This is a genomic window from Rhodococcus sp. BP-316 (assembly GCF_019836105.1).
Lineage (GTDB): Bacteria > Actinomycetota > Actinomycetes > Mycobacteriales > Mycobacteriaceae > Rhodococcoides.
The window spans coordinates 194,651-206,976 of sequence record NZ_JABUEE010000002.1 but is presented as its reverse complement, the minus strand read 5'-3'; the positions used below and the strand labels follow the sequence as shown (position 1 = coordinate 206,976).

The 12,326-nt window shown below is 68.5% G+C and carries 13 protein-coding genes; 8 read left to right on the top strand and 5 right to left on the bottom strand.

Annotation, left to right across the window (positions count from 1 at the left end):
• The first annotated feature begins 7 nt into the window (after positions 1-7).
• From HQ312_RS04345 to HQ312_RS04325, 5 genes are all read left to right on the top strand, one after another.
• The gene (locus HQ312_RS04345; protein ID WP_222637922.1) at positions 8-1,099 is read left to right on the top strand and encodes a spore photoproduct lyase family protein; all 1,092 of its coding nucleotides are present in this window, start codon (positions 8-10) and stop codon (positions 1,097-1,099) included.
• Between the two features lies 1 nt (position 1,100).
• Positions 1,101-1,904: a DNA-formamidopyrimidine glycosylase family protein gene (locus HQ312_RS04340; protein ID WP_222637921.1), complete on the top strand. Its 804-nt coding sequence runs from the start codon at positions 1,101-1,103 to the stop codon at positions 1,902-1,904.
• A gap of 88 nt (positions 1,905-1,992) precedes the next feature.
• Positions 1,993-2,838, top strand: a complete 846-nt coding sequence (locus tag HQ312_RS04335; RefSeq protein WP_222637920.1) for a type IV toxin-antitoxin system AbiEi family antitoxin domain-containing protein — start codon at positions 1,993-1,995, stop codon at positions 2,836-2,838.
• A gap of 110 nt (positions 2,839-2,948) precedes the next feature.
• Positions 2,949-4,394: a threonine synthase gene (gene thrC / locus HQ312_RS04330; RefSeq protein WP_222637919.1), complete on the top strand. Its 1,446-nt coding sequence runs from the start codon at positions 2,949-2,951 to the stop codon at positions 4,392-4,394.
• A 9-nt stretch (positions 4,395-4,403) separates the two neighbouring features.
• Positions 4,404-4,838 (top strand): VOC family protein, encoded by a 435-nt coding sequence (locus HQ312_RS04325; protein WP_056441082.1) that lies wholly within the window; start codon positions 4,404-4,406, stop codon positions 4,836-4,838.
• Here the strand turns inward: HQ312_RS04325 and HQ312_RS04320 are convergent, their stop codons facing one another.
• Positions 4,839-5,270 carry a MarR family winged helix-turn-helix transcriptional regulator gene (locus tag HQ312_RS04320; RefSeq protein ID WP_051613432.1) on the bottom strand — a complete coding sequence of 144 codons (432 nt, stop codon included), beginning with the start codon at positions 5,268-5,270 and terminating at the stop codon, positions 4,839-4,841.
• A gap of 183 nt (positions 5,271-5,453) precedes the next feature.
• Here HQ312_RS04320 and HQ312_RS04315 point away from each other — a divergent pair, with 183 nt between their 5' ends.
• Positions 5,454-7,586 carry an MMPL family transporter gene (locus tag HQ312_RS04315; RefSeq protein WP_308119333.1) on the top strand — a complete coding sequence of 711 codons (2,133 nt, stop codon included), beginning with the start codon at positions 5,454-5,456 and terminating at the stop codon, positions 7,584-7,586.
• Positions 7,583-8,188, top strand: coding sequence for a lipocalin family protein (locus HQ312_RS04310; protein WP_027506100.1), 606 nt, complete (start codon positions 7,583-7,585; stop codon positions 8,186-8,188). The genes HQ312_RS04315 and HQ312_RS04310 overlap by 4 nt, the downstream gene beginning before the upstream one ends.
• A 25-nt stretch (positions 8,189-8,213) precedes the next feature.
• Here HQ312_RS04310 and HQ312_RS04305 read toward each other — a convergent pair whose 3' ends face one another.
• Positions 8,214-8,570: a universal stress protein gene (locus HQ312_RS04305; RefSeq protein ID WP_027506099.1), complete on the bottom strand. Its 357-nt coding sequence runs from the start codon at positions 8,568-8,570 to the stop codon at positions 8,214-8,216.
• A 37-nt stretch (positions 8,571-8,607) separates the two neighbouring features.
• Positions 8,608-10,023, bottom strand: a complete 1,416-nt coding sequence (locus HQ312_RS04300; protein WP_056441079.1) for a sugar porter family MFS transporter — start codon at positions 10,021-10,023, stop codon at positions 8,608-8,610.
• 199 nt (positions 10,024-10,222) lie between these two features.
• On the opposite strand from HQ312_RS04300, the gene HQ312_RS04295 reads away from it, so the two are divergent.
• Complete coding sequence (locus HQ312_RS04295; protein WP_222637918.1) at positions 10,223-10,372, top strand: hypothetical protein; 150 nt, start codon at positions 10,223-10,225, stop codon at positions 10,370-10,372.
• On the opposite strand, the gene HQ312_RS04290 is transcribed toward HQ312_RS04295, so the two are convergent.
• Together HQ312_RS04290 and HQ312_RS04285 are read right to left on the bottom strand one after the other, a co-directional pair.
• The gene (locus HQ312_RS04290; protein ID WP_222637917.1) at positions 10,373-11,476 is read right to left on the bottom strand and encodes an MSMEG_0565 family glycosyltransferase; all 1,104 of its coding nucleotides are present in this window, start codon (positions 11,474-11,476) and stop codon (positions 10,373-10,375) included. It lies immediately after the preceding gene.
• Complete coding sequence (locus tag HQ312_RS04285; RefSeq protein WP_056441078.1) at positions 11,458-12,321, bottom strand: carbon-nitrogen hydrolase family protein; 864 nt, start codon at positions 12,319-12,321, stop codon at positions 11,458-11,460. Before HQ312_RS04285 ends, HQ312_RS04290 begins: the two co-directional genes overlap by 19 nt.
• Positions 12,322-12,326 lie beyond the last annotated feature (5 nt).

The window sequence follows — 12,326 nt, the reverse complement described above, 5'->3', positions numbered from 1 at the left end:
TCAGGTGATGACGGATGCGCTGCTCACTCCGACCCGCCTGTGGACACCCCGGCGGGTGATGATCACCAAGTCGGCCGCCGAACTGTCACACACCGCCGAGATCGTGCGGCGGTGCGAGGCGGCGGGTGTGTCGGAGATCGACGTCCTCCCGGCGGATCGCCTCACGGGGCTGCGCGGCGAGTCCGAGCGGGAGACCTACGCGCGGGCGAAGTCGACGCTCGCGGTCGTGGTCGCTCCGCCCAGTGCACTGAAGCCGCAACCCATCCCACCCAGCGCCGACTGGCGCATCGACCTGGCGAAGGGCTGCCCGGCGCACTGCCAGTACTGCTACCTCGCCGGCTCGCTGTCGGGCCCACCTGTCACTCGGGTGTACGCCAATCTCGACGACGTCCTGGCCCCGATCGCGACGCATGTCGGCCGCGGCACCATCACCAGCGGCACCGCCGAGCGTGGACACGAGGGCACCACCTTCGAGATGTCCTGCTACACCGACCCTCTCGCCATCGAGCACGTCACCGGATCACTGGCCGCCGCTATCTCGCGGGTCGGTGCCGGCGAGTTCGGACCCGGCGCCTCCCTCCGCTTCACCACCAAGTTCGACGATGTCACCGAGTTGGTCGGCCTCGACCACGGCGGGCGTACCCGGGTGCGACTGTCGGTCAACGCCCGCGACATCGGGAACCGTTTCGAGGGCGGCACGGCTCGGATGCCCGCCCGCATCGCGGCGCTGCGTGCGCTCGCGCAGGCGGGGTACCCGGTGGGCGTGACCATCGCTCCGATCATGCCCGTGCCCGGCTGGCGCGAGCAGTACGGCGAGCTCCTCGCCGACATCGCGGCGGCGCTGGCCGACGTCCCGGACGTCGACCTCACCGCCGAGATCATCACGCACCGGTTCACTCCGTCGAGCAAGGACGTGCTGCTGAGCTGGTACCCGGCCACGAAGCTCGAGATGGACGAGGACTCGCGCTCGGCCAAGCGCTCGAAGTTCGGGGGCGTCAAGTACGTCTACCCGAAGGACACCATGGCGGAGATGAAGAGCTGGTTCACCGAGGAACTACGGGACGTCCTGCCCGCGGCGCAGCTCCTGTACTGGACCTGACGTGCCGGAGGGGGACACGGTCCACGCGCTCGCGGCACGTCTGCGGGCGGCGCTGGACGGCCGGGAACTGGCCGAGGGCCGGCTGAACGTCCCCGCACATGCGACGGAGAACCTCGCGGGACGCACGATCCAACGGCACCGGACGCACGGCAAACACCTGCTCACCGATCTCGACGGCGACCTGACGCTCCACACGCATCTGAAGATGACGGGGTCGTGGACCGTCACCGCCCCCGGCCGACGACTGCCCCGTCGCCTCGATCCCGACGTGCGCGTGCGGCTGGCCGTGCGCGACGGGCCCACCGCGTACGGGCTGCTGCTCCCGGTGGTCGAGTTCTCCACCACTCGCGACGCCGACGCGGCGCTGTCGTATCTCGGCCCCGATCCGCTGCACGACGACTTCGACGCCGCGCAGGCGGCGGCGAACATCGCGCGGGACCCGCGCCCGATCGTCGCGGTACTGCTCGACCAGCGCGTCATGGCCGGGCCGGGCAACCTGTGGGCCAACGAACTGTGTTTCCTTCGTGGTCTCGGGCCGTGGGTGCCGGCGTGCGACGTGGATGCCACTCGACTGGTCGCCCTCACTCGCAAGGCGATGCGCCACTCGGTGTCCACCCCGCGGGCCATGCAGGTGACCACCGGAGACACCCGGCCAGGTCGGCAGCACTGGGTGGCGGGTCGCGCGGGCAAGCCGTGCCTGCGATGCGGCACCACCGTGCGCGTGGTCGCGGAGGTGCCGGGAGATCCGGAACGACGGCGGACCTGGTGGTGCCCGCACTGCCAGCCGGGGCCGGAGCGGCCGTGATCCGGTGCAGCCGACCGTGCTGTACCCGGTTCACTGCACCGGATCCGATCCACGGAACTGCCGCGGAGGCGCGCGCGTCCAGTGCGAGATGATCGAGAGACTGCTGGCCGAGCAGGACGGGGTGGTGACCACCGCGCAGGCCCGCACCGCCGGACTCACCCCCGAGGCCATCGAGTGGCGCGTCCACACCGGCCGCTGGCGGCGCACGAGTCGCGGAGTGTTCTTCGCCGTCGACCGACCGTTCACCGACGACGCGCGGATCCGGTGCGCGGTGTGGTCCACGAGTACGGGCGCGCTGTCCGGTCCTGCAGCCGCGTACTGGTATCGCATGCTTCCGCGGGCCCCGGAGACGATCGAGGTGACCGTGCCCCGGACAGGCTCCGGTCGCGGAATCACGGGTGTCCGGTTGCGGCGGCGCGACCTACCGGGCATCGACGTCGTGATCGTGCGCCGTGTCCTCGTGACGAGGACGCCGCTGACCGTTCTGGAGGCGTCGACGGTGCTGGGCCCCGAGGTCATGGATCGAGCCCTGCAGAAGACGATGACCCTCGACCATCTCCGACGAGCGCACGCTCGCAACCCCGGACGTCGCGGGTACGTGCGAGCGGAGCAGCTCCTGCGCGCCGCCGAGGGCGGTGCCCGGTCCGAGGCCGAACGGCTGTTCCGCAGGATCATGAGATCCGCGCACATCACCGGGCTGCGGGTGAACCTGCCGTACGCGGGCTACATCCTCGACTTCGCGTTCCCGCACGCCAGGGTCTGCGTGGAGATCGACGGGTGGGCCTTCCACTCGGACAGCGCCGCGTTCCACCGCGACCGGATCCGACAGAACGTCCTCAGCAGGGAGTGGACGGTGTTGCGGTACACGTGGCGGGACCTCGTCGAACGGCCCGACGAGGTGGCGGCCGAGGTGCGACGCTTCGTCACCGGCTGATCCGGTGCAGCTAACCGTGCTCTCCACGGTTTACTGCACCAGATCCGGTCCGGACCGGCGGATGTGGCACAGTTGTCAGCCGGGCGCGCCACCGGACGAGAGAGACGAAGATGCAGTATCAGTCGACGCGGGGTCACAACCTGCCCCAGCACTTCTCGGACATCCTCCTCGGCGGCCTGGCCCCCGACGGTGGTCTCTACCTGCCTGCCGAGTACCCGCAGCTGACCGCCGACGAGCTCGAGTCGTTCCGCTCACTGTCCTACGCCGACCTCGCCTTCGAGGTGCTCTCGAAGTTCGCCGACGACATTCCCGCGGAGGACCTCCGCGACATCACGCGCCGGACGTACACCGCCGAGGTCTACTCGAACGGCCGACCCGGCGACGACACGTCACTCATCACCCCGCTGCGTCCACTCGGCGAGGAGCAGGGCACCTCGCTCCATCTCCTGGGGCTGTCCAACGGCCCGACGCTGGCATTCAAGGACATGGCGATGCAGTTGTTGGGCAACCTGTTCGAGTACTCCCTCGCGGGCAGCGGCGAGGAGCTCAACATCCTGGGCGCCACATCGGGTGACACCGGCAGCGCCGCCGAGCACGCGATGCGCGGCAAGAAGAACATCCGCGTCGTCATGCTGAGCCCGCACGGCCGGATGAGCAGTTTCCAGCGGGCACAGATGTTCAGCCTGCAGGACGAGAACATCGTGAACCTCGCGGTCGAGGGGAATTTCGACGACTGCCAGGACATCGTCAAGGCCGTCTCCAAGGACGCCGAGTTCAAGGCGCACCACGCCATCGGCACCGTCAACTCGATCAACTGGGGTCGAGTCGTCGCGCAGGTCGTCTACTACGTGCACGGGTGGCTCCTCGCGACGGACGGGCCGGGCCGGCGCGTGTCGTTCTCGGTGCCGTCCGGCAACTTCGGCAACGTGTGCGCCGGGCACATCGCCCGGTGCATGGGTCTGCCGATCGACCAGCTCGTCGTCGCGACCAACGAGAACGACGTCCTCGACGAGTTCTTCCGCACGGGTGTCTACCGTCCCCGCGCGGCCGCCGAGACCCACCACACCTCGAGCCCCAGCATGGACATCTCCAAGGCGTCCAACTTCGAGCGCTTCCTCTACGACCTCGTCGATCAGGACGCGGTCCGGCTCGGTGAGCTGTTCCGCGCGCTCGACACCGACGGCGGCTTCGACTTCTCCGGTACTCTCGAGTTCGATCGCATCCAGGAGTTCGGCTTCGTGTCCGGCCGCAGCACGCACGCGAACCGCGTCGAGACCATCCGCGACGTGGCCGAGCGCTACGGCGTGACCATCGACCCGCACACCGCCGACGGCGTGAGTGTCGCCCGCCGGAACCTGCGCGAGGGCGTGCCCATGATCGTGCTCGAGACCGCGTTGCCCGCCAAGTTCGCGGACATCGTGCGGGAGGCGCTGGGAACCGAACCCGAGCGTCCACCGGCGTTCGAGGGCATCGAGGACCTGCCGCAGCGCTTCGACGTCGTCCCCGCGGACGTCGATCGCGTGAAGGACGTCATCGTGGAGCACACTGGTCGTTAGAGTCGAGCGATGTCGATACGACTCGAGAACGTCGGGATCGCGGTACGCGACCTCGACGAGGCCATCGCGTTCTTCACCGATCTGGGTCTGACACTCCTCGGCCGTGACACGGTCCAGGGCGAGTGGGCCGACACGGCGGTGGGTCTCGACGGCAATCACGCCGACATCGCGATGCTGCAGACGCCGGACGGGGCGGGCCGCATCGAGCTGTTCCAGAACCGCCATCCCACCATGATCGAGACGGAACCGACGCTCCCGCATCAGATCGGCATGCACCGCGTCGCCTTCGAGGTCGACGACCTCGAGCAGGCTCTGGCAGTGGCCGCTCGGCACGGCTGCCACCCATTGCGCGGTGTCGCCAACTACGAGGGTGTCTATGCACTGACCTACGTGCGCGGACCCAGCGGCATCATCGTCATGTTCGCTCAGAAGCTCGGGGCCTGATCACCCGGTGCTCTTGATCTCCTGGTGGTAGGTCTGCATGGCGTCGGTGAGAGCTCCGAACACACGGTGCGCCGCAGCGAGATCCGTGTCCGGCAGCGCGGACAGCGACTCGTGGACGTGCTGTCCGAGCGGGCCGAAGAACTGCCGTGCGACGTCCATTCCCGGCTCGTCGTAGCGGAGGATGACCCGCCGTCGGTCCCGCGTGTCGGGTTCGCGGCGGATGTGACCCGACGCGATCATCCGCTCCACCAGATACGTCATGGCGGCGGAGGAGAGTCCGAGGAGAGAGCCGAGCTCGCCCGGCGACACCGGACGTCCACCGACATCGGCGACCATGATGTGCAGTAGGGCTCGGAAGTCGTTCGCGCTGAGGTGGTGTCGAGAGCCGAACACACGGCCGAGCTGATCCGACTCGGCTGTCATGGCGCGCATGTCGGCGGCGATCGTGGATTCGAGATCGCGCCGGGCACCGTCGGCGTCGGTCGCGTCGGACCGCTCCGACCGTTCGTGTGCTGACACAGATTCTCCTTCGAAAACTCGGGTGTCAGCGTACTCGCCGGACCTCCGAGCAATGTCTCAGTTGCTTAACGATCAACTAACTGAGACACTTTTCCGGTGAGCGACAACTCTGTGTGGAACCGCGTGGCCGGCCTCGTCTCGGGGCCTCGGTCCTGGATCGTCGCCCTGCTCGTCGTCCTTGCCGCCGGCGCGCTCATCGGCGGCGTCGGGAGCAACTCCGCCGCCGAGAGTTCGCCGACATCGCTCCCCTCGGACGCGGAATCGGCACGGGTCGACGCCCTGCTCGAGGAATTCCCCGACTCCGACCTCTCGCCGGTGATCCTCGTGGTGACGCGCGCCGACGGCGGCGCCCTGTCCGAACAGGACCTCGCCGACGTCGCTGCCGCGAGGATGCGGATGAACGGTGTCGAGCGCGGGGTGGACGCGGGTGCGCCCGACGCCCCGGTCGTTCCCGCACCCGACGGCGAGGCGGCCATCGCCCCCGTCCAGGTGTCGACGTCGGAGTCCGGAACGGGACTGGCCGACCTGGTCACCGAGCTGCGCACCGCTGCCACAGACGGCCTCCCCGACGGGTTGACGGCGCAGGTCACGGGCGGTCCCGCGTTCGCCGCCGACATCGCCGACTCCTTCTCCGGGGCCAATGTCACGCTGCTCGGCGTCACCGCGCTGGTGGTGGCCCTGCTGCTGATCGCCACGTACCGGTCACCGGTTCTCTGGCTCGTGCCGCTCGCCGTCGTGGGCTTCGGTGACCGGGTCGCCTCGACGGTCGGCACCGCAGTGTCCGGGCTCACCGGGCTCTCGTTCGACGGCAGCACCTCGGGCATCACCAGCGTCCTGGTGTTCGGCGCCGGGACCAACTACGCGCTGCTGCTCATCTCCCGGTACCGCGAGGAACTGCGCCGCGAGAGCGACCACCGGGTCGCCCTGCACCATGCCGTGCGACGCGCCGGCCCGGCCATCGTGGCGAGCAACGCGACGGTGGTGCTCGCGCTCCTGACGCTGCTGCTGGGCACTCTGCCGAGTACGCGCAGCCTGGGCGGTCTGGCCGCGGCCGGTCTCGTGGTCGCCGCCGTCTTCGTGCTCTTCGTTCTTCCGCCACTGCTCTCACTGTTCGGCCGGAAACTGTTCTGGCCGTTCGTTCCTCGTGTGGGCGATCCCGAGCCGACGGACAAGGGCGTGTTCTTCCGCGTCGCCAACGCCGTCGGTCGTCGACCCGGCCGCGCCGCGGCGGTGTCGCTGGTCGCGCTGGCCGTCTGCATTCTCGGCCTCGTCGGAACGAACGTGGGCCTGTCGCAGACCGAGCAGTTCCGCGTCACCGCCGAATCCGTCACCGGTATCGACACGCTCGCCGAGCACTTCCCGGCGGGGCAGTCAGATCCGACCGTCGTCGTCGCCCGGACCGCGGCGGCCTCGGAGGTCGAGGCAGCGCTGCAGGACACCGACGGCGTGGTGTCGGTGTCCCGAACTGCGGACTCCCGGCCCGGCACCTCCGGCACCGGTCTCACCGAGTGGTCCGTCGTGCTCGACGCGGAACCGTCCTCCGACGGCGCGTTCGCCGCGGTCGAGAACCTGCGTGCATCTGTCGCTCCGATCACGGGTGCCGACGCTCTGGTGGGCGGCAGCGATGCGCAGGCGCTGGACACGTCCGATGCCGCAGCTCGCGACCGCCTGGTGATCATCCCGGTGATCCTGCTGGTGGTTCTGCTGGTGCTGTTCGTTCTGCTCCGGTCGGCCCTCGCACCCCTGGTGCTCGTGGCCACGACGGTGCTCAGCACGCTGGCGGCTCTGGGCATCGGCAGCTGGGCCAGCGAGAACATCTTCGGCTTCCCCGCCCTCGGCGACAACGTGCCGCTGTTCGGGTTCCTGTTCCTCGTGGCCCTGGGTGTGGACTACACGATCTTCCTCGTCACCCGGGCACGTGAGGAGACACCGTCGTACGGGACGCGGACGGGCATCGTGCGCGCCGTCGCGTCGACGGGCGCGGTCATCACCAGTGCGGGCATCGTGCTCGCCGCGGTGTTCACCGTGCTGGGCGTCCTGCCACTCATTCTGCTCACGCAGCTCGGGATCGTCGTGGGCCTCGGCATCCTGCTCGACACCTTCGTGGTCCGCACGATCGTGATTCCGGCCCTGTTCACCCTGATCGGTCCCCGCATCTGGTGGCCGACCGAACTCGACCCGCACTCCGAAGACAGTCCGAACGCCACGAAAGAAGGAGTCACCTCATGATCCGCAGCATCATCCGCACGGCAGTCGCCGGAGCGTTGGTCACCGGAGCTCTGCTCGCCGGCGGCAGCGCCGCGTCCGCGCAGCCCCTGTTCGAGCCGCTGCAGCCCATCGCTCAGCTGGACGTCCAGCGCTACGCGGGTGACTGGTGGCAGATCGCGGCCGTCCCGCAGCCGTTCAACCTGAACTGCGCCAAGGACACCCGGGCCAACTACCAGGTGCTCGACCCCAGCAACGTGCGCGTGCAGAACAACTGCACCCGCTGGGACGGCGGAGCCAACGAGATCATCGGCAACGCCCGGGTGAACGATCCGGTCACGCAGGCGCAGCTGCACGTGAGCTTCCCCGGTGTGCCCACCCAGGACAATCCCGAGGGACCCACCAACTACATCGTCACCTACATCGCCGACGACTACTCGTGGGCGCTGGTGGGCGATCCGTTCCGCACGTCCGGCTTCGTCCTGTCGCGGTCGCCGCAGGTGAGTGCCGATCAGTGGAAGCAGATCCGGAGCGTCGTCGAGAGCCGCGGCTACAACGCCTGCCTGCTGTTGACGTCGCCGACCACTCAGGGCAGCAACGAGATCCGCCCGCTCTGCACCGTCTGACCTCTGCCACCGCTCACCGTTCGGCTCAGCTGGGTCGAACGGTGAGCACCGGCACCGGTGACGTCATCAGCAGACGCTGACTGACGCTGCCCAGCAATGCCTTTCCCACCCGACTGCGCTTCTTGATCCCGATCACGAGTCGCGTCACCTCCGGGTGCGCCTCGATCTCGTCGATCACCGCGATCACCGGGTCGCGGTCCTCGCGCCCCGCCCGGTCGATCACTCGCACCGCCACGTCACCGCCCACGTCGCTCGTGTCGAGCGCGCCGAGGGTCAGGTTCACCGCGATCACGTCGGTCTCGAGCATGCGCGCCTCCGACACCGCCTCCGACAGTGCGTGTCGGCCCTCGTCGCTGTCGGTCACTGCCACCAGTACTGCCATGATGTCTCGCCGTCCTTCTCGAAGTGGGGTGATCGTGTCAGGAGTACTCGCGGCGGAACCGGGCCTCGAGCTCCTCCAGGCTCTGACCGCGGGTCTCCGGCACCTGCGTGATGATGAAGACCAGGGCCAGTATGCCCAGTCCGACGAAGATGAAGAACGTCGGCGCGATGCCGAGCGCGTCGACCACCGGCGGGAAGGCCAGTGCGACGGCAGCATTGGCGATCCACAGCATGAACACGCAGACACCGATGGCGAAGCTGCGAATCTTGAGCGGGAAGATCTCTGCGAGCATCAGCCAGACCAGCGGCCCGATCGTGCCCTGCATGCAGAAGACGAAGAGCACGACGAAGACGAGGATGAAGTATGCCTTGGCGGTGCCGTCCGGCAGCAGCAGTGCGGACAGTCCGACCAGGAGATGGAAGAGCGTCGTCAGTGAGAAGCCCGCGATCAGCATCGTTCGGCGATCGATCCGATTCATGATGAGCAGGCCGACCGTGATGCCGAGGACGCTGAAGAGGCCGTTGAGCGTGTTCGCGATGATGGCGGAGCTGCTCGAGAATCCGGCGTCGCCGAGGAGCTGGGTGCCGTAGTACATCACCGAGTTGATGCCCGTGAACTGTTGGAACACACCGAGTCCCACACCGATGTAGATCAACCGTCGGATCCACCGCACCGACAGGTCGGCCGCGCCGCCGGTCTGCGAGAGCTTCTCCTCCTCGGCCAGCGCGTGCACCTCGGCCATCTCGGCCTCCGCACGTTCGGGGGACCGCACCTGCTTCAGCACCGCCAGGGCGTCGTCGTCCCGGCCCTGCGAGACGAGCCAGCGCGGACTCTCGGGCATCCGCAGCATGCCGAAGAACAGTGCGAACGCGGGCAACACGGCGACCAGCAGCATGTAGCGCCAGACGGAGTCGTGCTCGCCCCAGATGTTGAAGATGAGGGCGTTGATCACGAAGGCCGCGAACTGGCCGCTGACGATCATGACCTCGTTGCGCGTCACCAGGGAACCGCGGCGCTCGAACGGTGAGACCTCCGAGAGGTACACCGGCACGGTCGCGGACGCTCCGCCGACCGCGAGGCCGAGGATGAAGCGGAACACCGCCAGCACCTCCCACGACGGGGCGAGAACGCAGCCCAGAGTGCCGAGGACGAAGATGCCGGCCAGCATCAGGATGTTGTGCCGACGGCCGTACTTGTCCGACAGTCGGCCCCCGACCAGTGCGCCGATGGCCGCCCCGAAGATGAGGATGCTGACGACGAAGCCCTCGGTGAAGGCCGTGAGCGACAGGTCCTCCTTCAGCGGCTCCAGCGCGCCGTTGATGACGCCCGTGTCGTATCCGAACAGCAGGCCACCGAAGGTCGCCACCACGGCGATGACGCCGAGGCGACGCGAGTGGGGACCGGGTGCGTCCGGCGGTAGTGCACTTCCCGTGGTGCTGACTTGCGAAGACATGACATCCCATCGTCGGCGTGGCGGGTCCGAGCCGCCCAGCGACGTTCGAACCATGTCTGTATGTCTTAACATAGTTTCTGCGCTCTGAGAAGTGGATCACATCATTTTCCCCTCGACACCGGTATATCTCTCAGTTGTTCAACTATTCAGAATCTGAGATGATCGGTCCGGCGATCCACGTCGAGAAGGGAGTGCCACCATGTCCGACGAGCCCGAGCGGGACAGCGAGCAACGCGCGTCTCCGTTGTCGTTCGTCCAGTTGTTCTTCGACGCGACGGTCGACACCACGTCGCCGGGACACCTCCCCGACGACGGACCCGACGACGCGGGCACATCGCCCCTGCGCTGATCAGCGATGCGCGAGCCCTTCGTAGAACGCGAGATGAGCGGCCGCGGCGTCGTCCCAACTCGTGCGGGCAGCCAGTGCGCGCCCGGCAGCGGCACGGTCGTCCGACGTCAGAGCGTCCTCGAGTGCGGCAGCCGTCCCCTCCGCGTCGCCGCCGTAGCGCACCGCGTCCCCGAACACCTCGCGGAACACGGGGAGATCCCGCACCACGACGGGAACCGAGGCGGCGAGAGCCTCCATCGCGGCCAGCCCGAAGCCTTCCTTGGTGGAGAGGAACGCGAATGCCGACGCGCCCGCGACGAGAGACGGGAGCACGTCGTGGTCGACGGTGCCGAGCACCCGCGGTGCGGGCCCCCTGTCGCCTGTCGACCGACCGGCCTCCGGCCTGCCCGCCAGTTCCACGAGTCGGGTGTCGAACTCCGCCCGGTACCCCCGGTAGTCGAACAACGTCTCACCGCCGGCGAACACCAGACCCACGTCCGGACACCGCTCTCGAAGCGCGGCGTGGGCCTCGAGCAGGTCGATGCTCCCCTTGCGCGGCTCGATGCCACCGACCGCGAGGACATATCGGCCGAGACGGGTGCGCCACTCGTCGCCGCGTGCCGCCGCGAACCGAGCATGGTCGACCCCGTTGGGGATGACCGTCGGCGACAGGCCCCATCCCGCACGCACCTCGTCGGCCACGGCGCGCGAGACACAGATACGGGCGAGGGGCTCGACGACCGCGCGCTCGTGGCAGGCGGCGAGTTCCGGTGTCGTGAACTCCTCGAGGTGGTGGATCGTGCGGACACAGCGTCCGACGGCGTTCGCGGTGATGCAGTCCTGGGCATGCACGACGTCGGCGTCACCCGGGTCGAAGGCACTGCGCATCAGTGCTATCGACCGCAGGATGCGATCGCCCACCGACTCGTCCTCGCGCGCCGGGAACGGAACGAGACGAACCGTCACCGCGGGATCGATCGCACGGTAGAAGCCCTCGTCGCCGCCGCGCGCCAGGGACCACACCGTCACGTCCGCTCCCGCGCGCGCCAGTGCTTCCGCCAGTTCGACGGTGTGGACCACTCCCCCTCGCGGTTTCGTCGAGTAGGTCAGGAGGGCGACACGCACGTGGTCTCCTTCGATGCCTGTGAGTGATAGGTGTCCGGTCGTCGTTCGTCGAGGTGACGCAGCACCCGACGGGCCCGGTCCACCTCCGCGTCCACGTCGATGTCGCAGCACGCCAGGCCACCCTTGTCTCGCGTCCGGCACAGGACCTCGCCGCCGGGACCGACGATCTTCGCCTGCCCGAGGAAGCGCAGAGATCCCGTCACCCCCGTGTGATTGGACGACAGCAGCACCACCTGATTCTCGGCTGCCCGGGCGGCGTCGTAGAGGTCGAACAGGCGAGACTGTCTGTCGTTGGCCAACTTCGACGCCCTGTCCGTCACACTGGCCGGCCACGCCGACAGCGCCGCGATGATGCGCGCACCGTCCAGAGCCAAGGTGCGCGCCGCCTCGGGGAATGTCTTGTCGTAATCGATCAGCATGCCCATCCTGCCCACCGGCGTGTCGAACGCCGAGAACCGATCTCCCGCCGCATAGGCCAACGACTCCCCCGCCGGTTGGTGCACCTTTCGATGACGACCCAACACACCGTCGCCCGTGAGGCACACGGCGGCGTTGTAACGGACCAGGGCCGCCCTCTCGGTGTAGCCCACGCACACGGTCATCGCACCGGCCGCAGCAGCGATCACCGCGAGCTCGGGTCCGTCCTCGTCGAGCGCCGGCGGCAGCTCCTCGAGATCGGGCCGCGCGAGATCACCGAGGTAACCGCCGAGGCAGGCGTCGGGCAGGACCAACAGGTCGATGCCCCGCTGATGGCCCTGCTCGATGATGCCCACGATCTTCTCGACGGACCGCTCGACGTCACGGCCGAAGTGTCCCGCGAGCGCCGCCGCCCGGATCGGCGCCATCTCGC

Coding starts and splice junctions, on each gene's coding strand:
- HQ312_RS04320 (WP_051613432.1), bottom strand. CDS start 5,270: ATGCGCGCCATGACAGCCGAGTCGGATCAGCTCGGCCGTGTGTTCGGC.
- HQ312_RS04325 (WP_056441082.1), top strand. CDS start 4,404: ATGTCGATACGACTCGAGAACGTCGGGATCGCGGTACGCGACCTCGAC.
- thrC (WP_222637919.1), top strand. CDS start 2,949: ATGCAGTATCAGTCGACGCGGGGTCACAACCTGCCCCAGCACTTCTCG.
- HQ312_RS04335 (WP_222637920.1), top strand. CDS start 1,993: ATGATCGAGAGACTGCTGGCCGAGCAGGACGGGGTGGTGACCACCGCG.
- HQ312_RS04300 (WP_056441079.1), bottom strand. CDS start 10,023: ATGTCTTCGCAAGTCAGCACCACGGGAAGTGCACTACCGCCGGACGCA.
- HQ312_RS04310 (WP_027506100.1), top strand. CDS start 7,583: ATGATCCGCAGCATCATCCGCACGGCAGTCGCCGGAGCGTTGGTCACC.
- HQ312_RS04305 (WP_027506099.1), bottom strand. CDS start 8,570: ATGGCAGTACTGGTGGCAGTGACCGACAGCGACGAGGGCCGACACGCA.
- HQ312_RS04295 (WP_222637918.1), top strand. CDS start 10,223: ATGTCCGACGAGCCCGAGCGGGACAGCGAGCAACGCGCGTCTCCGTTG.
- HQ312_RS04345 (WP_222637922.1), top strand. CDS start 8: ATGACGGATGCGCTGCTCACTCCGACCCGCCTGTGGACACCCCGGCGG.
- HQ312_RS04285 (WP_056441078.1), bottom strand. CDS start 12,321: ATGGCGCCGATCCGGGCGGCGGCGCTCGCGGGACACTTCGGCCGTGAC.